Here is a 17474-nt window from a genome sequence, read left to right as displayed (position 1 = left end):
GCCGGGCGTAGGTGGACAGCGAATAGCAGACAACCGTGACGGGGCCGCCGGTTACTCTCTCCCTCCTCGTGGGGCGGGACGAGAGGAACCGGCGGCCTCGTGCCGTACCCGGACGGGCGGGCGGTCGGGCGGGCGGGCCGTCGGTCAGGCGGGCCGTCGGTCAGGCGGGCCTTCGGTCAGGCGGGCCGTCGGTCAGCGCGAGGCGATCTGCAGGATCGCCGTGCCGTCCTGCCCGGTCGCGATCTGAATGACGACGGTTCCGGGCTCGGCGGTCGGCCTGGCGCCCGGGGCGCCGCCGCAGGAAGTGCTACTGCCGTTGCTGCTGAGAACGATGACGCATCCGCTTCCCTCTCCGTTCGCTCCGGCCCGGGACCGGCCGTTGCCGCCCTTCACGGTGAACTCGGCCTTGTCCGGCCCGACTTCGGTCACGGACAGTGTCGTCGGCCCGCCCGGCCCCTTGAAACGGACCGTCAGCGGCTGCGACACCGCGACCTCGCAGTCGGCGTCCGCGCAGGCGGAGACATCGTGTCCATCGGCGGCGGGGCGGGCGGCGTCCGAGGAAGGTGGGGGCATCGCCACGGACGTTCGCGGTCGCGGTCGCGAGGAACCGCCGGACGCGGCACCGTCGTTCCCGGCCGAGCAGCCCGCCACCGCGACCACCGTCAGCGCCGCTGCCGCCACCATCCGTACCGGCCGACGTACGCGCGGCTTCGGCGCACCGCCCTTGTGTGCTCTCACGGTCACCGTGCCCCTGTCCGCCTGTCCATCTGTGGTCGTTTCACTCGCAAATCCTTCCCCGCGCCTCCCGCCGCCACGCCACACACCGATGCGGGCGCCTTCGCCCGCCGGGACGGCCGCCGTAGCATGCGTCGCATGTCGGACACCGTGCCCCGCCCCGAGCCCTTCGACCCGCGCACCGACCCCGCCGTCCTCGAAGACCTGCGCGCCCGGCTGCGTGCGACCCGCTGGCCGGACGCCCCCGAGGACGCCGGGTGGTCGCTCGGCACCGACCTCGATTACCTCCGCGAGCTCGTCGCCTACTGGGCGGACGGCTTCGACTGGCCGGCGCAGGAAGCCGCGCTCGCCCGGCTCCCCCGCTTCCGCGTGCCGCTGGGCGGCCTCGGGATCCACTTCGTGCACGCCCGGGCCGCCGCGCCGGCCGGCGGGGCGCTGCCCCTGATCCTCAGTCACGGCTGGCCGGACTCGTTCTGGCGGTACGCGAAGGTCGTCCCGCTCCTGACGGACCCCGGCGCGCACGGCGCCGATCCCGCCGACGCGTTCGACGTGGTCGTGCCCGACCTGCCGGGCTTCGGATTCTCCGACCGCCCCACGGGACCGCCGCTCGACTCCGTCGCCGTCGCCGGCCTGTGGGCCGAACTCATGGGCGTCCTCGGCTACGAGCGCTTCGGCGCGGCGGGCGGTGACCTGGGCAGCCACGTGAGCCGCTACCTCGGACTCGACCACCCCGACAGGACCGTGGCCGTCCACCGCACCGACGCGGGCCTGCCCGTCCACACCGGGGACCCGGCCGAACTCGCGCCCGAGGAACGCGCGTGGATGGCCGACGCCATGACCTGGGGCGCCGCCGAGGGCGCCTACGCCGCGATGCAGCGCACCAAGCCCCAGACGGCCGCGTTCGGGCTCAACGACTCACCGGCCGGGCTCGCCGCGTGGATCGTGGAGAAGCTCCGGTCCTGGAGCGACTGCGGCGGCGACGTGGAACGCAGCTTCACCAAGGACGAGATCCTCACGAACATCACCCTGTACTGGCTCACCGGGACCATCGGCTCGTCGATGCGTATGTACCGGGCGAACGCCGCGATCGCTCCCGCCCAGCTCGCCCGCAGGGTCGAAGTCCCGTCCGGTTTCTCGCTGTTCGCCGGCGATGTCGTCCGCCCGCCCCGCGCCTGGCTCGAACGCACCACGAACGCCGTGTACGTGGCGGAGCCGCCGCGCGGCGGTCATTTCGCGCCCTTCGAGGAGCCCGAGCTCTACGCCCAGGAGCTGCGTGAGTTCTTCCGGCCCTACCGGGCGAAAGCGGCGGGCTGAGATCCCGCCGCCTCGCGGCACGGGGCTACGGAACGCGCGCCACGCCGACGTAGAAGCCGCTCAGCTCCTCCTTCGGGGCGGGCGAGTCCTTGTACCAGTGCGTGGCCGTCACCAGTCCCGGATCGACCAGTTCGAGCCCGTCGAAGAAGCGCTCGACCTCCGCGCGCCGGCGCATCCGGAGCGGGACCCGGCCCGCCTTGTAGGTGTCGGTGACGGACTCCGCCAGCTCCGGGTGCTCGTCGGTGGTGCCGTGCGACAGGACGAGGTAACTGCCCGAAGGCAGCGCCTCGACGAGGGTGCGGGTGAGCGCGTAGGGGTCCTCGTCGTCGGTGATGAAGTGCATCAGCGCGATGAGGGAAAGGGCTACGGGGCTTGTGAAGTCGAGGAAGGCGCGGGCGCGTTCGAGGATGTCCTCGGGGCGGCGCACGTCCGCCTGGATGTAGCGCGTGGCGCCCTCCGGGCTGCTGACGAGCAGGGCCTCGGCGTGACGCAGCACGATGGGGTCGTTGTCGGCGTAGACGATCCGGGCCTCGGGGGCGATCTCCTGGACGATCTGGTGCAGGTTCGGGGCGGTGGGGATGCCCGTGCCGATGTCGAGGAACTGCCGGATCCCGCTGTGCGCCAGCCAGGCGGCGGCGCGGCGCATGAACGCCCGGTTCCGCTGGGCGTTCGCGCGTGCCTCGGGCGGCAGCTTCTCGGCCATCTCCTGGTCGACGAGGTAGTTGTCCTTGCCGCCGAGGAGCCAGTCGTAGACACGCGCGGGGTGCGGCTTGCTGGTGTCTATGAACGTGTCCGCGTGTTCTGAGGTCATCCGTGGCTCCGCTTCCGCTGCGACCGGGTACGCCGGAGGAACGGGCGCGGTGGTCCCGCCCGTTCCGCACGGCGCATGCTCCCATGATCATGGCCGTGGCGTCCCCCCGCCCGGCTCCCCGCCACCCCCGTGGACGGAGAGCCGGACATATCACCGGCGGCGTGGCCGAACCGGCGCCGTCGGCATGTCTGCCGACGCCCGGAAGCCGTCCCGCCGGACCGACCGGCATCCCTCGCGGCGCACACGCCACGGAGTCGCCCCGCCCCCTGCGGCAAGTCCTCGCGTCACAGGCTCCTCTACACACCCTGCAGCGACCTTGATACTTTCTTGCAACTGCAAGATGAGCAGCACCGCATCCCGAGTCGGCGTACGGACGGTCACTGTTCGGCGAGGCGCGTGGGCAAGGGATGAGGCAGGAAAGCGTATGGACATCGGGTTCGCGCTCCTCGGCGACGTCGTCATCCGCTCCCGGGAATCCGAGGTCGTTCCGGGGCGTTCCCAGGATTCCGAGGTCGTCCCCGGTCGTTCCCGGGAATCCGAGGTCGTCCCCGGTTCGCCGCGTCAGCGGTGCGTTCTCGCCCTTCTGCTCGTCGACGTCAACCGGCCGCTGTCCCTGGACACGCTCGTCGAGCGGATCTGGGGCGCCTCGCCTCCACGGCAGGCCTCGGCCACGCTGTACAGCTACATCTCCCGGCTGCGTGCCCTGCGCGTGACCCCGGCCGAGCAGGAGGCGTGGGACATCGTCCGTACGTCCGCCGGGTACGTGCTGCGGACCGACGAGCGCCGCGTGGACCTCGTCCGCTTCCGGACCCTCGTCGACCAGGCACGTACGGGTACCTCCGAGGAGGCGAGGGGGCGTTACGAGGAGGCCCTTGCCCTGTGGCGGGGCCGGCCGTTCGCCGGTCTCAGCTCCGAGTGGCTGGACGGGTACCGCCTCACCCTGGAGGCGGAGCACCTCGGCGTCCGGATCGAACACCACGAGCTCCTGCTCGCCCAGGGCCGGCACGCCGATCTCGTCCAGCCCCTCGCCGCGCTGTCCGCCGCGCATCCGCTGGACGAACGCATCGCGCACCAGCACATCCTGGCCCTGTACCGGAGCGGTCAGCCGGCCGCGGCCCTCGCGGCGTACGAGCGGGTGCGCTCCCGGGTCGCCGACGAACTCGGATCCGACCCGGGCCCCCGGCTGCGGGAGCTCCACCGGCGGATGCTGGTGTCCGACGCGGAGCTGCTGGCCGTCGCGCCCGGCCGGAGCCCCCACGCGCCGGCACCGGACGTCGAGCCGCCGTCGCGTGTTCCCCGCCAACTCCCCGCGAGCCCCACGGGGTTCATCGGACGGGACGACGCACTGAAGCTCCTGGACGCGCAGGCCGTGGCGCACGCCGACCAGAACACGCCGACGGTCTCCGTGATCGGGGGCATGGGCGGGATCGGCAAGACGTGGCTCGCCCTCCGGTGGGCGCAGGAGCACGGGGACGAGTTCCCGGACGGACAGCTGTACGCACAGCTCAACGGGTTCAGCCCGGGCGCCGAACCCGCGCGCCCCCAGGACGTGCTCCACGCGTTCCTCGTCGCCCTCGGCGCCGTCGAGCACGAGATGCCCGCGGACACGGAGGGCAGGGCGGCGCTCTACCGCACCCTCGTGGCCCGGCGCAGGGTCCTCGTACTCCTCGACAACGCCCGGGACAGCGCGCAGGTACTTCCGCTGCTGCCCGGCTCACCCGGCTGTCTGACGCTGGTCACCAGCAGGAACCGGCTGAGCGGTCTCAAGGTGCGCAGCGGGGCCGGGTCCGTCGACCTGGGGGTGCTGCCCGACACGGAGTCCTCGCGGCTCTTCTCCCGGCGCATGGGTACGGCCCGCGCCGCGGCCGAGCCCGCCCTCCAGGACATCGTCCGCTCGTGCGCCGGGCTTCCCCTGGCGCTCGACATCGCCGCCGCGCACGCCGTCAGTCTGCCCGTGGACGCGCTCGACCACCTGGCCCAGGAGCTGCGGGACCCGCGTACGCGCCTCGACGCGCTGGACGCCGGTGACGTCTCGACCAACCTGCGGGTGCTGTTCTCGTCGTCGCACCACGCCCTGGACGAGGAATCGGCCCACGTCTTCCGCCTGATGGGCCTCTCGCCCCTCCAGGACATCGCCCTGCCCGCACTCGCCCATCTCGTCGACCGCACCCCGGCACAGACCCGGCGGGCGCTGCGCGTCCTCCAGGAAGCCTGCCTCGTGCGTCAGCACCTCCCCGGGCGCTACCACATGCACGACCTGGTCAGGCTCTACGCCGAGGAAGAGGCGGCCCGTCTGCCCGAGCGGCTGCGCGGCCGGCTGACGTACCGCCTGGTCGACTTCTACGCCCGGACCGCCCACGCCGCACACCGCGTCCTCGATCCCCACCGCACCGCCGAGGACCCGCTGCCGGCCGAGCCGCCGGAGTTCACGCCCCAGGCGTTCGACGACGCGGACAGCGCGCTGGCCTGGTTCGAGGCGGAGTACACCGCCCTTGAGGGGATCGCCGAGACGGCGCGGCGCCATGGCATCCACTCCGCGGTCTGCAGGCTGACCTGGTCGCTGCACACGTTCCGCTGGCGGCGCGGGCTCTTCGCGGAGAGCATCCAGGCCTGGCACTCCGCGCTGGAGGCGGCCACCGCCCTCGATGACCTGTCCCTCGCCGCTCACACCCGTCAGCGTCTCGCGGTGGCACTGGCGCAAGCGGGCCGCTACGAAGAAGCGCTGCCCCACCTGTCGGACGCCCTCGCGTACTTCGGCGAGAGCGCCGACATCACGGGACTGACCCGAACCCAGCACGCCCTGGCGGAGGTTCATGTCCGGCTCGGCGCCTACGAGAGCGCCCTTCCGCACTTCGCCGAGGCGCTCGACGGCTACCGGCGGCTCGGCAACCAGGTCGGTGAGTCCAACGTCCTGAACGGAACGGGCTGGGCCCTCGCACGCCTCGGCCGCTTCGCCGACGGCGAGGAGCACTGCCTCCAGGCTCTGCCGCTGCTCCAGCAGCACCGCGACGGCGAGGGCCAGGCGTCCACCTGGGACACCCTCGGCCACATCGCCCGGCACACCGGGCGGACCGAGCGCGCGCTCCACGCCTACGGCGAGGCCCTCACGCACTTCCAGGCCATCGGCAACGCCAACCGGGCGGCCGACACCTGGTCCACGCTCGGCGACCTGCATGCCGAGCGCGGCGAAACGGCCGGTGCCCGTGAGGCGTGGACGGCCGCCCGCGACCTCTATCGCACACAGCGCCGCCACGCGGCGGCCGCGCGCATGGCGTCGAACCTCGCGACCGGCCGGGCGGACGACGGGAACCAGGTCAAGGAGCGGTAAGGGTATGCCCCGTCCTGTACCGCGATGCCGGGTACGCGTGCCAGGGTGAGGACCGAACGACGCGCCCGTCCTGCGTCGGCGCAGGACGGGCGCGCACCTCCCTCCTACCTCGCCCCTCCTGCCTCGTCCCTGGCGGTGTCGGCCGGCTGTGCCGGTAGGCCTGGCCGCGAAAGGCCAGGTGGCGCGGCCGCCCACGCGTCCGGGATCTCGGACGGTTCCGGGGCCCGCCCCCGGGGGCGCCTCGTACAAACCAGTAGCATCCTGGTACAAAGAAGACCGCAAAAAGACCGCTTCGGCTCCTCGCGCCCGTGCCTCACTCCTCGGACACGGCGTACGAGTCAGACCCGCCGGCCAGAGCCGGCCCGTGCCGAAGCCCCCGCACCGAGCCTCGACCAGGCATGCCGGGCCCACCTTGGGGGCGGTTCCTCGCCCCACCCGTGCAGAAAGGCCGACGCTTTGACCCCGCAGACACCCCGCGCCGAGGAACATCACATACCCTCGCCGGGCCAGCACATCGTGATCATCGAGGACGACGAGGCCCTGGGCCGCTCCGCCGCGGCGCACATCGGCCGCTGGTACGGCACGGTGCACCGGCTGCCCCGGCCCGACGACGACACCCTGCGGCAGCAGCTGGAGCAACACCCGGTCGACGCCGTCGCCGTGGTCTCCCGTGACGACATCGTCGCCCTGCGCTACGCGCTGCTGGCCGAGCATCTCAAGCCCGGCATCCGGCTCGTCGTGACGCTCTTCGACCGGACGGTCGCCGACGAGGTCTCCCGGACCGTGCCCAACTGCACCGTCCTGAGCATGACCGATGCCATCGTGCCCAGCCTGCTGGCCGGTTGCCTCGCTCCGAGTTACGCGGCGCTCCAGCCCGACGGCGGCGGCGTCGTCGCAGTGCGACGGGAGGGCGGGGAGGCGACGGTCGAGCATCTGCCGGGTCGTGCCCTCGCCGCGGACCTTCCCGCGCACCACCGCGCCTCCCCCAGGGCGTGGCTCCGTTCCCTGGGCACGTCGGCGAAGGCGCTCGTCGCGAGCCTGACCGCCCTGTCCGTGGCCTTCACGGTGGACATCGTGCTCGGTGTGACCGTGCTGCACGAGCACTGGAGCGATTCCACGTGGAACGCCGCCCGGGCCCTGACCACCATCGGTTCGTCGTCGGCGGCCGAGCACGGGCCCGCCTGGTACAAGGTCGTGTCCGCGGTCTCCATGCTCGTCGTCCTGGTACTGGCGGCCATCTTCACGGCGAGCGTCGTGGACCGGTTCACCGGGCACCGTATGACGAGCATCCTCGGCGCCCGCTCCATCCCGCGCCGCGGGCACGTCGTCGTGGTCGGTCTCGGGCAGGTGGGCCTGCGGCTTTCGGCCCGGCTGAAGGACCTCGGCATCAAGGTCGTCGCCGTGGAGCGCAACCCCCAGGCCGCGTGCCTGCCGCTGGCGCGCTCCCTCAACATCCCCGTCGTTCTCGGCCGGGGCGGCGACCGCTTCCTGCTGGAGCGGCTCTCCGTCCGTCAGGCCCGCGGTCTCGCCGCGGTCGGCTCGGACAGCCTGGAGAACATGGCGGTCGCCGTGGCGGCCCGGGCGGTCGCGAGCGACCAGCGGATCATCCTGCGCGCCGGAAGCGACGAGGTCACGACGGATTCGCAGGCCCTGTTCAGGATCGGCGCGGTGTGCGACTTCCCGCGCATCGTGGGCGCGTTCGTCGCGGCGTCGGTCCTGGGCGTGGAGCCGTCCAGCGTCTTCGTCGCCGAAGGCCGCACGTGCGCGCTCTTCCCCGACGGCCAGGTCGTCGACCTCGCGACGTGGGACACCCGTACCGAGGAACCGGTCCGTACGAACTGACGCGTACGGTGCCGGGAAACCGGTGGGGCACCTGTGCAGCACGGCTTGAATTCGCTGCCGCACCACCGGCGTACACGGGTAGCGTCACGGCACGTGAGTTCGTACTTCACCACGGAGCAGTGCCCGACCTGCGGCCGTCACACCGACGGCCTGTGGGACCGGTTCGCGTGCACCGTCTGCGACACCGTGTGGGCGTCCGGCATACCCGAGTCCGTCGTGGGTCCGAGCGGGGTGCTCGAACACGGCCGGCACCCCGGACACCTGCTGCCGCGACGGACACAGGCCGGCCACCCACCCAAGTGACGCGGACCGCCCCGCGCTTCAGGACCAGATGTGTCTCAGGGTGAACTCGGGCGACGCGTACGGGCCGGCCTGCGGAGCCGACGGGTCGAGAGGCACATCGGCGCCGGCGATGTCCGCCGCGTACACCTCGGCGTCGTCGACCGGTGTGTAGGGCAGCACCGACTCCTCGGGCAGACACCAGAAGCGGCGTGTGTTCGCGGAGACGGCGTACGCAGCGGCGAAGCCCGCGGCGTGTGGGGCCGTCAGCGCCGACCGCACATAGCCGACGGCGTCGCGCGGGCTCAGCCACGTGGCCAAGTGCCTGGGCTCGGTGGGAGCGTCCTCGAAGCTGCCGATACGCAGGCTGATCACCGAGAGCCCGAACTTGTCCGCGTACAACTGCCCAAGCGCCTCGACGGCGGCTTTGCTCACGCCGTACAGGCCGTCCGGCCGCACCGGTTCCCGTGGGTCCGTGCGGTGGGACGCGGGGTAGAAGCCGGCGACGCGGTTGCTGCCGGCCAGCACCACACGGGCGCATCCCGAGCGCCTGGCGGCCTCCAGTACGTGATGGGTGCCCTGCACGTTCACTTCCAGCAGGTCGGCGAGGGGCGCCTCGTCCGGCAGCCCGCCCAGATGAAGCACCGCGTCCGCGCCGGCCAGCGCCGACTCGACGGCCGCCGCGTCCCGCAGATCCACGACGTGCACCTCTTCGGACGCCGTCTCCGCCTCGACCGGAACCCGGTCGAGCAGCACCAGCCGCTCCGCGTCACCGCGCAGCGCGGCACGCATCACGGACCCGATCCTGCCCGCGGCACCGGTGACCGCCACCGTTCCCAGACCCACCACACCCACCTCCAAGCCTCGCCGGACCTCAGCCGTGTCCGCGGATCATCGACATGAGCCGGTCGTGCGTCTCCTGGTCGGCGGCCACCACGAGTCCGCGGCCTCCCTCGCCGACCGGTGAACCGTCGACCCCGGTGACCACGCAGCCGGCCGCCCGGCACAGCGCGATCCCGGCGGCGAAGTGCACGCTCCCGCTCAGGTCACCGCCGTCCGTCACGTACGCGGCGCGCTTGCCGGCCGCGACCCACGCGAGCGCCAGCGTCGTCGACACGACCCGTGGCCGGAACCGCTCGACGAACGCGGGGTGGGCCAGCAGGTCCACGGCCCGGAAACCGGGCGCACCCGGGAAGGGCGGATCGAGATTGACGTCAACCAGCGAGGTCGCCGCCGTCGGCACGAGCGGCTCGTCCAGCCCGTCGCGCCGCACCCACGCGCGCGTACCGTCGGTGCAGAACACCTCGCCGCTGAACGGGTCCGCGACCGCCGCGGCCCCGTGGCGCAGGGCCACGTTGACCGCGACGACCATGGTGCCGAGGGCGTAGTTCAGGGTGCCGCACAGCGGGTCCACCAGCCATTGGCGCGCGGCGTCGGCCGCACCCTGCCGGCCGCCTTCCTCGCCGAGCACCGCGTCGCCCGGGCGGGCCGCGCGGATGACGTCGACGATCGCCTTCTCGGCCTCGACATCGGCGACGGTGGCGAAGTCCCCCGCACCCTTGTCGATGCGGGCGAGGCGCCGGCCGTACAGGGTGCGCACCACGTCCGCGCCGGCGGTGGCCGCGGCCGTGGCGACGCCTGAATCGTCGGTCCCTGCCCATGAGTTGGTCGAGTCGGTCACGTCACGCAGGGTACCGGGCGCCCGGCAGGTGTACGGATCAGGAGATGGTCGGTTCGGCCAGGCCCAGGTGGTCGCGCAGGGTGGTGCCCTCGTACTCCTTGCGGAAGACGCCGCGTTCCTGGAGCAGCGGGACGACGGTGTCGGCGAAGGTGTCGAGGCCGCCCGGGGTGAGGTGCGGGACGAGGATGAAGCCGTCGGCGGCGTCCGCCTGGACGTAGGCGTCGATGGTGTCCGCGACTGTGGCCGGGGAGCCGACGAACGACTGGCGGTTGCCCGTCTCGATGACCAGATCCCGGATCGACCACTTGTTGGCGGCCGCCCGCTCGCGCCACTCGCGGGCCGTGGCCAGCGGGTCGCGGTACATCCGCACCTGGGCGCGGCCGCGCGCGACGGTGTGTTCGCCGAGGTCCGGGTCGATGTCGGGGAGCGGTCCTTCCGGGTCGTACGCGGACAGGTCACGGTTCCACACGAACTCCAGGTGCTTGATGGCGGTGGCTCCGCTGACCTGCTGCCGCCGTACCTCGCGGGCCAGTTCCGCCGCCTCGGCGTCGGTCTCGCCGAGGACGAACGTCGCGGCGGGCAGGATCAGGAGTTGGTCGTGCGTGCGGCCGTGGCGGGCGAGGCGGCTCTTGACGTCCGTGTAGAACGCCTGTCCTTCGTCGAGGGTGCTGTACCGGCTGAAGATCGCGTCGGCGCTCGACGCGGCGAACTCGCGGCCTTCGTCGGAGTCGCCCGCCTGGAAGATCACCGGGCGCCCCTGTGGGCTGCGCGGGACGTTGAACTGTCCGCCGATGTCGAAGTGCTGCCCCTGGTGGCGGAAGGCTCCGGCGCGGGCGTCCCGCAGGAAGGTGCCGCTCGCCCGGTCGGCGACGATCTCGTCACCGTGCCACGAGTCGAACAGCTCGTTCGCGGTGGTCAGGAACTCCTTGGCCCGCGAGTACCGCTCGTCTTGCGGGAGGAAGCCGCCGCGGCGGAAGTTCTCGCCGGTGAAGGCGTCCCAGGACGTCACGACATTCCACGCGGCGCGCCCGTCCGAGAGGTGGTCGAGGCTGGCGAACTGGCGGGCGACCTCGTAGGGCTCGTTGAACGTGGAGTTGATGGTGCCGGTGAGGCCGAGGCGTTCGGTGACCGCGGCGAGCGCGGTCAGGACCGTGAAGGTGTCGGGCCGGCCCACGACGTCCAGGTCGTAGATCTCGCCGCCCTGTTCGCGCAGGCGCAGCCCCTCGGCCAGGAACAGGAAGTCGAACTTGGCCCGCTCGGCGGTCTGCGCGAAGTGGGCGAAGGAGCTGAACTCGATGTGGCTGCCGGCCTCGGGGTCGCTCCACACGGTCGTGTTGTTGACGCCGGGGAAGTGGGCCGCGAGGTGGATCTGCTTGAGAGGCCGCTCGTGCGGGTGCGCTGCGCGCTCGACGGCGCCGTCGGTGACGTTGCTCATGGTTCGGTGGTCCCTCCGGCTCAGGCGGTGGCGGCGGCGTAGCGGTTGGCGGGGCGCGCGAGTCCGAGGAGTCCGCGCAGGGTGTCGGCCTCGTAGGCGTGCCGGAAGGCGCCGCGGCGCTGGAGTTCGGGGACGAGTCCCTGCGTGATCGCGGGAAGGTCGTGCCCGGCGACGGCGGGTCGCAGCCGGAAGCCGGTGAGCCCCGCCTCCTGCAACTCCTGGAGCAGATCGGCGAGTTGGGCGGGCGTTCCGGCGAAGATCCGGGCGTCACTGGTGTACGGGGAGCCCGCCAGGCCGTCGAGGCGCTCACGCCGTGCCGCCGCCGTGGCCGGGTCGTCGTCCAGGAAGACGACCAGGTCGCCGAAGACGTGGACGGGTTCACCGGCGCGGCCGGCCGTGGTCTGCGCGGCGTGGATCTCGCCCACGACGGCGCGCGCCTCGGCGGCGTCGTGCGGGGTCACGTACCCGATGTCCGCGGCGCGGCCCACGAGTTGGTACGGCTCGCTGCGGTGGGCGAGAGCGCTGACGACCGGCTGGCCCTGGGGCGGCCGGGGTGTGATCGAGGGGCCCTTGACGCTGAAGTGCCTGCCCTCGAAGTCGATGTAGTGCAGCTTGTCCCGGTCGATGAAGCGGCCGGTGGCGACGTCACGGATCTCCGCGCCGTCCTCCCAGCTGTCCCAGAGCCGGCGGACTACTTCGATGTGGTCGGCGGCCTCGTCGAAGAGGTCGGCCGTCAGTTCCTTCACCTCGGGACTGTCGAGGTCCTCGATGCCGAAGGCGGGAAGCGTACGGCGTCCGAAGTGCGCGGCCTCGTTCCTGCGGGCGGAGACCTGGACGCGCAGGCCCGCACGGCCTGAGCTCACATAGTCGAGCGTGGCGATCGCCTTGGATATGTGGAAGGGCTCCGTGTGGGTGGCCACCACGGTCGGCACGAGGCCTATGCGGCGGGTGAGGGGGGCGACGCGCGACGCCACGAGTACGGCGTCGAGGCGGCCTCGCACCTGGTCGGTGCGGGCGTCGGGCTCGGTGAAGTGCGAGGACTGCGGCCCGAGTCCGTCCTCGATGGTGACGAAGTCGAGCAGGCCGCGTTCGGCCTCCTGGACGAGGTCGGTCCAGTACCGGGCGGTGAAGAGCGCCCGGGGCCGGGACACCTCCTCACGCCAGGCGGCGGGGTGCCAGCCGGCCCCGTCGAGCGCGACGGCGAGATGCAGCGAGGAGGGAGAGGGAGAGGGAGAGGGAGAGGGAGAGGACGAACGGGAGGATTCGGGCAGCGGAGAAGACGAGGACACGGAAAGGGTGCCTTCCTGATCGACCGTACGAAAGGGGCGTGCCCCTCAGAAGGAGGGGGCGCCGACGGAGAGAACGATCAGGAACAACACAGCGCGCCGGCCACGCGCTGCAGGTCGATGTGTGCCCGCGTGTACAGGTGCACGGGGCGGGACGGGGCAAGGACCGGGACGCACAGGCGGGACACGCGCGTCGTCACGGCCACCTCCGTCCTGCGGCGCGGTGGGCCCGTGTCCCACCGTCGTCGCGTCACCCGTGCGGGCCCGGGACGGGCGCCGCCACACCGTCAGTCATGCGTGGTGCGCACTGCATTGTGAGTCAGAACGGTGTGGCGGCGCCAGATGTTCCCGGTGGAAGGCTATGCGCCCTGCCGCGCGGCGAGGACCTTCCAGGGCCGCGAACCGGCGTCCACCGGTGTGCCGTCCAGGATGCGGGCCGTGCTGGTGGCCGGTTCGAGAAGGACGGTGGCCAGGCTCGCCCACCGCTGTCCCTCGGGGAGGTTCATGTCGGGGATGCAGGTGAGCGCCGCTTCACCCTCTCCCGACATGAGGAAGCCGACGAGTTCGTCCGCCGAGCCCGGCAGCTCGCCCGTCTCGGCGAGCCGCTTCTGGATGAGGGCGAAGCGCTCGCCCGAATCCGGCTGGTACAGCCAGGACTTCTCGTTGGCCGCGGGGACGGGTGTGAGGAAGTGGTTGGTGCGCACCAGCGTCCCGTGGTCGGGCGTCATGGCGAACACGCCCTCGGGGCTGATGTCGAGGAGTACGGCCTCGGTCGTGTCGAAGAGGGCGAACGACCCCGAGGACGCGATCGGCGCGCCGCGCACGATCTCGACGGCCTCCGCCACGCTCCCGGCCTCCTCCAGGACCAGGGCCGCCAGGACGTGCATCGGGATGCCGCCGATGCCGTCGCGGCGGTGGCCGAGGATGTTGAAGTGCAGGGCGACACCGGCGCTGTTGACGCCGATCTTGCCGAGGATGCCGTGCTCGGTGAGGCCGACGACGTCGTGGGTGCCGCCGCGCGATTCGAGGGTGTGCCAGAACGGGTTCAGCTCGACGTGCCAGTCCCAGGTCTGGATGCCGAACGTGGCGGGGACGGTGGCCTCGCCGGTTCCGGTACGCCGGACGATCGTCGAGCACTCGCCGGGCGGGACGGTGGCGCTGCGGGCGAGGATCTCGGTACGGGCGTTGAGCGCCGCGACGCGCCAGACGTCGACACCGGCGCCGTGGGCGATGCCCTCGATCTCCGCCCGCGCGTGCGGCCGGAAGGCGTCGATCGTCTCCAGGGCGCGCTCGGCGTCCTCGCGGACCTGCCGCGGGCTGATGCCGCCGAGCCGGAAGAACCGGTCGTACCCGGCGATCCCGCCGGGCAGGGCGTCGCGCAGCTGCTCTCCGCGGGCGGCTCCTCGCGCGAACGGGTCGGACGAGGCGACCGCGACGTGCAGGCGTTCGGCGGGGCGGGCGATCGGCGTACTCACAGGCGTCCTTCGGTCACTTCGGTCACTTCGGTCACGGTGGTGTGGTGGATCAGCTCGCCCCCGACGACCGTGGCGACGACGGCGTTGGCGGCTTGCGCCTCGGGGCTGAGGTGGAGGGGGTTCGCGGCGAGCAGCGTGAAGTCCGCGAGGTGTCCGGGCTCGACGCGGCCGAGCTCGCCGGACATGCCGGCGGCCTCGGCGGTGGCGCGGGTCATGCCCCGGTACGCCTCGAGGGCGGTCAGGGCCTGTTCCGGCTGTACGGGCGGCGTGCCGGGGGTTTCGACGGGGCGGCGCAGCTGGCAGTCCGCCAGGGCGATCCGGGGGTCGCCGGGGCCGATGGGCCAGTCCGAGCCGAGCGCGACGACGGCGCCGTGGCGCAGCAGGTCGCGGGTGCGCCAGCCACGGGCGGCCCGGTCGGGTCCGATGCGCCTGGACCAGTTGTCGTCGCCGTCCGCCCGGGTGTGCCGGGTGCCGTGCACGGGCTGGAGGCTCGCCACGACGCCGAGTTCGGCGAAGCGGTCGAGGAGGTCGTCCGGGAGGGACTCGATGTGCTCGATCCGATGCGGCCCCCGGTCGGCGGGCCCGGCTTCGGCGATGACGTCGAGGGCGACGCGTACGGCCTGGTCGCCGATGGCGTGGGTCGCGGTGGGGATGCCGCGCTCGGTGAAGTAGCGCACGGCCCGCCGGTACGCGTCCACGTCGCGCCACAGGGAGGTGTCGTTCTCGCCGTGGGTGTCGGGGTGGTCGAACCATGCCGTGCCGTTGTCGGCGGTCCCGTCGAGCATGAACTTGACGCCCTCGACCCACCAGCGCCGGCCGCGCGTGCCCTGTAGTCCGGCGACCGGAGCCCAGTCGTCGGGGCCGGAGTCGGCGGGGACGAGGGGCGAACAGCGGATGCGCAGCGGCAGTTCGCCGTTCTCCTCGATCTTGCGGTACACCGCCTCGCTGGGGTCGGTGAAGTCCAGCGCGTGCAGCCCGGTGAGGCCGCAGCCGGCGAGGACGTCCAGCTGCCGCAGCACGTAGGCGGCGGCGTCCTCGGTGCTGACCTCCGGGTAGTGCGCGAACACCAGGTCCATCGCCTGGAGTTCGAGGATGTAGCCCGTGGGGAGTCCGTCGGCGCCGACCTCGACGCAGGACTTGTCGCTGAACGTCTCGCGGCCGGTCAGCCCGGCGAGCTCCACGACGCGCGGGCTCACCACGAGGGCGTGCGCGTCCCGCGTCATCAGGGAGACGGCGCGGCCGGGGAAGCGCTCTCCGAGGACCGCTCCGCCCGGGGCTCCGGGGAAGTGGTTCAGGTCGAGGTCGTAGCCGGTGACCCAGGCGTCCTCGGGGCGGCTGCGCAGGGCGTCCGCGACGAGATCGAGTACACCCTCCAGGCTGTCGGCGCCGGACAGGTCGATGCCGCTGCCGATCTCGATCGACCCCCAGACGGGGTGGGCGTGGGCGTCGGTCAGGCCGGGCAGCAGCACCGCGTCCGGGAAGTCGTGCACCGTGGTCCCGGGGCCGCGGTACGAGGCCGTCACCTCCTCGCCCCCGACGGCGAGGACGCGCCCGTCGCGGATCGCCACGACCTGCGGTGCGGGCGTTGAGGTGGCGTCGGCGCCGTCGAGTGTCTCGACGTGCGCCACGCGCACCAGGGCATCGGCTTGCATGACTGCCTTCTTCTTCTCGGATGTCTTCTTCTCGGATGTCTTCTTCTCGGATGTGTTTTTCACGATGGCGCCCTGTTCCTTGTGGGAGAGGTCAGGGCAGGAGAGGCCAGGCGCGCGGCTCGGTGATCACCGCGCGGCGCCGGGTGCGGCCGACCGCCGCGTAGACGACGGCGGAGACCACGAGTCCGGCGACGAGGGACAGGTTCGCGCCGCCGAGCAGCGCGGAGACCGGGCCGGTCCAGAAGCTCGTACTCACGCACAGGACGCCCGCGAGGGCGCCGGCGAGGAACGCGCCCACGCCCGCCCGGCACACGCCCCCGTCGTACCAGAACGCGCTGCCGCGGCGCTCGTCGAGGAGCTGCGGGCCGTCGTAGCGGTTGCGGCAGGTCCAGATGTCGGCGACGTACACGCCGACGGCCGGTCCTGTGACCACCACGACGAGCTCCAGCATGGTGTTCACGCTGGTCAGGAAGTCGAAGACGAGGATCGCGTACAGCGTCATGGCCGTCGCGAGGACGCCGATGACGAGGACGGACCAGACCCGGCCGAGGCGCACGCCGATCGACTGGAACGCGAGGCCCGCGCTGTACGCGGTGAGGCCGTTGTTGGCGACGGTGTTCAGGACGACCGCGATGACGAAGACGGGGATGAACCAGCTCGGGAGGATCCCCTCCAGGGCCGCCTCCGGGTCGCTCATGTCGAGTGCGGTGGCCGCCAGGGCGCCGATGCCGGTGAACAGGACACTCGGCAGAAAGGCGCCGAGCGCGGTCCAGCCGGCCACGGCCGCGGGCTTGCTGTCGCGCGGCAGATAGCGCGCCAGGTCCGGGCTGTTGCTGTACGACAGCGGGGTGGAGGCGATGATGGCGAAGCCGCCGATGAGCGTCACCCAGAGCTGGGCGCCGTGCAGCGACTCGGCGGGCCGGTACGACCAGTCGGTGTGCCCGAGCACATAGCCGCTCACCACGACGAACACGACGGTGAGCGCGACGCTCAGAACGGAGTAGAGCCGCAGGATCGTCGCGTGGCCGTAGACGCTGACGACGAGGGTCGCCGCGGCGATGGCACAGATGATCACGCCGCTGAGCAGAGGGTTGTCGGGGGCGCCGAGCCGGCCGGCGAGCCCGATCGCGGCGACCGAGGCCGCAGACCAGTTCAGCGCCAGGTACGCCGCGGAGATCAGCCACCCGGTCAGGGCGATCATCGCCTTGTTCCCGCGGATCCCGTACATCGCCCGGGAGATCACGGAGCCCGTGGTGCCCGCGGCCGGTCCGCTCACGGCGAGCACTCCGGTGAGCGCCCACAGCAGGTTTCCGGCGACGATCACCGCGAGCGCCTGCACGAGGGTGAGGCCCATGAGGATCATCGCCGCGCCCACGACCAGGCTCAGATAGCTCACGTTGGGCGCCGCCCACACCGCGAACAGCTCCCGGGCGCGACCCTGCCGCTCACCCTCGGGGATGTAGTCGATCCCGTGGGTTTCCAGGGCTCCGGCCTGGTCCACGGTCACGGCCTCATCGCCGCCGGCGGTGGCTGTCAGGTCTCTGGTCGCCATCGCGTCCTCCCAAGAAGCGTCTCGTACGGCCGGGCGATCACTATTGGCCACGCGCCCAATAGAGCAGATCTAATAGCCGGGGAG

General features: G+C 72.3%; 14 protein-coding genes. 4 read left to right on the top strand and 10 right to left on the bottom strand.

What is annotated here, in order from left to right:
* Positions 1-192: 192 nt before the first annotated feature.
* Positions 193-573, bottom strand: a complete 381-nt coding sequence (locus EOT10_RS28590) for a hypothetical protein (RefSeq protein WP_223281265.1) — start codon at positions 571-573, stop codon at positions 193-195.
* A gap of 300 nt (positions 574-873) precedes the next feature.
* On the opposite strand from EOT10_RS28590, the gene EOT10_RS28585 reads away from it, so the two are divergent.
* On the top strand, positions 874-2049 hold the full coding sequence (locus EOT10_RS28585; RefSeq protein WP_127831220.1) for an epoxide hydrolase family protein: 1176 nt from the start codon (positions 874-876) through the stop codon (positions 2047-2049).
* A gap of 25 nt (positions 2050-2074) precedes the next feature.
* Here the strand turns inward: EOT10_RS28585 and EOT10_RS28580 are convergent, their stop codons facing one another.
* Positions 2075-2860, bottom strand: a complete 786-nt coding sequence (locus tag EOT10_RS28580; protein ID WP_127831219.1) for an SAM-dependent methyltransferase — start codon at positions 2858-2860, stop codon at positions 2075-2077.
* Between the two features lie 424 nt (positions 2861-3284).
* Between EOT10_RS28580 and EOT10_RS28575 the strand changes: the two genes are divergently transcribed.
* The 3 genes from EOT10_RS28575 (at position 3285) to EOT10_RS28565 (ending at position 8333) form a co-directional block, all read left to right on the top strand.
* Positions 3285-6188, top strand: coding sequence for an AfsR/SARP family transcriptional regulator (locus EOT10_RS28575; protein WP_127831218.1), 2904 nt, complete (start codon positions 3285-3287; stop codon positions 6186-6188).
* 456 nt (positions 6189-6644) lie between these two features.
* Entirely contained in the window at positions 6645-8030 is a 1386-nt protein-coding gene (locus EOT10_RS28570; RefSeq protein WP_127831217.1) for an NAD-binding protein, read from the top strand.
* A gap of 93 nt (positions 8031-8123) precedes the next feature.
* Positions 8124-8333 (top strand): hypothetical protein, encoded by a 210-nt coding sequence (locus EOT10_RS28565; RefSeq protein ID WP_127831216.1) that lies wholly within the window; start codon positions 8124-8126, stop codon positions 8331-8333.
* Positions 8334-8351: 18 nt separating this feature from the next.
* Here the strand turns inward: EOT10_RS28565 and EOT10_RS28560 are convergent, their stop codons facing one another.
* The 8 genes from EOT10_RS28560 to EOT10_RS28530 all read right to left on the bottom strand — a co-directional run bounded on the left by EOT10_RS28560 (position 8352) and on the right by EOT10_RS28530 (position 17390).
* Positions 8352-9155, bottom strand: a complete 804-nt coding sequence (locus EOT10_RS28560) for an NAD-dependent epimerase/dehydratase family protein (protein ID WP_223281264.1) — start codon at positions 9153-9155, stop codon at positions 8352-8354.
* Between the two features lie 28 nt (positions 9156-9183).
* Complete coding sequence (locus EOT10_RS28555; RefSeq protein WP_127831215.1) at positions 9184-9990, bottom strand: inositol monophosphatase family protein; 807 nt, start codon at positions 9988-9990, stop codon at positions 9184-9186.
* A gap of 37 nt (positions 9991-10027) precedes the next feature.
* Positions 10028-11425 carry an NtaA/DmoA family FMN-dependent monooxygenase gene (locus EOT10_RS28550; RefSeq protein ID WP_127831214.1) on the bottom strand — a complete coding sequence of 466 codons (1398 nt, stop codon included), beginning with the start codon at positions 11423-11425 and terminating at the stop codon, positions 10028-10030.
* Positions 11426-11445: 20 nt separating this feature from the next.
* Positions 11446-12696 (bottom strand): LLM class flavin-dependent oxidoreductase, encoded by a 1251-nt coding sequence (locus tag EOT10_RS28545; protein WP_127831289.1) that lies wholly within the window; start codon positions 12694-12696, stop codon positions 11446-11448.
* A gap of 95 nt (positions 12697-12791) precedes the next feature.
* Positions 12792-12857, bottom strand: coding sequence for a putative leader peptide (locus EOT10_RS42910; RefSeq protein WP_317617368.1), 66 nt, complete (start codon positions 12855-12857; stop codon positions 12792-12794).
* A gap of 213 nt (positions 12858-13070) precedes the next feature.
* Positions 13071-14186, bottom strand: a complete 1116-nt coding sequence (locus EOT10_RS28540; RefSeq protein WP_223281263.1) for a C45 family autoproteolytic acyltransferase/hydrolase — start codon at positions 14184-14186, stop codon at positions 13071-13073.
* Complete coding sequence (locus EOT10_RS28535) at positions 14183-15901, bottom strand: amidohydrolase (protein WP_223281262.1); 1719 nt, start codon at positions 15899-15901, stop codon at positions 14183-14185. The genes EOT10_RS28540 and EOT10_RS28535 overlap by 4 nt, the downstream gene beginning before the upstream one ends.
* Before the next feature lie 28 nt (positions 15902-15929).
* Positions 15930-17390 carry a purine-cytosine permease family protein gene (locus tag EOT10_RS28530; protein WP_127831213.1) on the bottom strand — a complete coding sequence of 487 codons (1461 nt, stop codon included), beginning with the start codon at positions 17388-17390 and terminating at the stop codon, positions 15930-15932.
* Positions 17391-17474: the final 84 nt, after the last annotated feature.

Source organism: Streptomyces antnestii, assembly GCF_004005495.1.
Taxonomy (GTDB): domain Bacteria; phylum Actinomycetota; class Actinomycetes; order Streptomycetales; family Streptomycetaceae; genus Streptomyces; species Streptomyces antnestii.
Note: the sequence above shows the minus strand (reverse complement) of the source record. Positions and strands in the feature narration are given on the sequence as shown.

Bases quoted from the DNA above. Each gene is read 5' to 3' on its own strand.
- EOT10_RS28590 (WP_223281265.1), bottom strand. From the start codon at position 573: ATGCCCCCACCTTCCTCGGACGCCGCCCGCCCCGCCGCCGATGGACAC.
- EOT10_RS28585 (WP_127831220.1), top strand. From the start codon at position 874: ATGTCGGACACCGTGCCCCGCCCCGAGCCCTTCGACCCGCGCACCGAC.
- EOT10_RS28580 (WP_127831219.1), bottom strand. From the start codon at position 2,860: ATGACCTCAGAACACGCGGACACGTTCATAGACACCAGCAAGCCGCAC.
- EOT10_RS28575 (WP_127831218.1), top strand. From the start codon at position 3,285: ATGGACATCGGGTTCGCGCTCCTCGGCGACGTCGTCATCCGCTCCCGG.
- EOT10_RS28550 (WP_127831214.1), bottom strand. From the start codon at position 11,425: ATGAGCAACGTCACCGACGGCGCCGTCGAGCGCGCAGCGCACCCGCAC.
- EOT10_RS28530 (WP_127831213.1), bottom strand. From the start codon at position 17,390: ATGGCGACCAGAGACCTGACAGCCACCGCCGGCGGCGATGAGGCCGTG.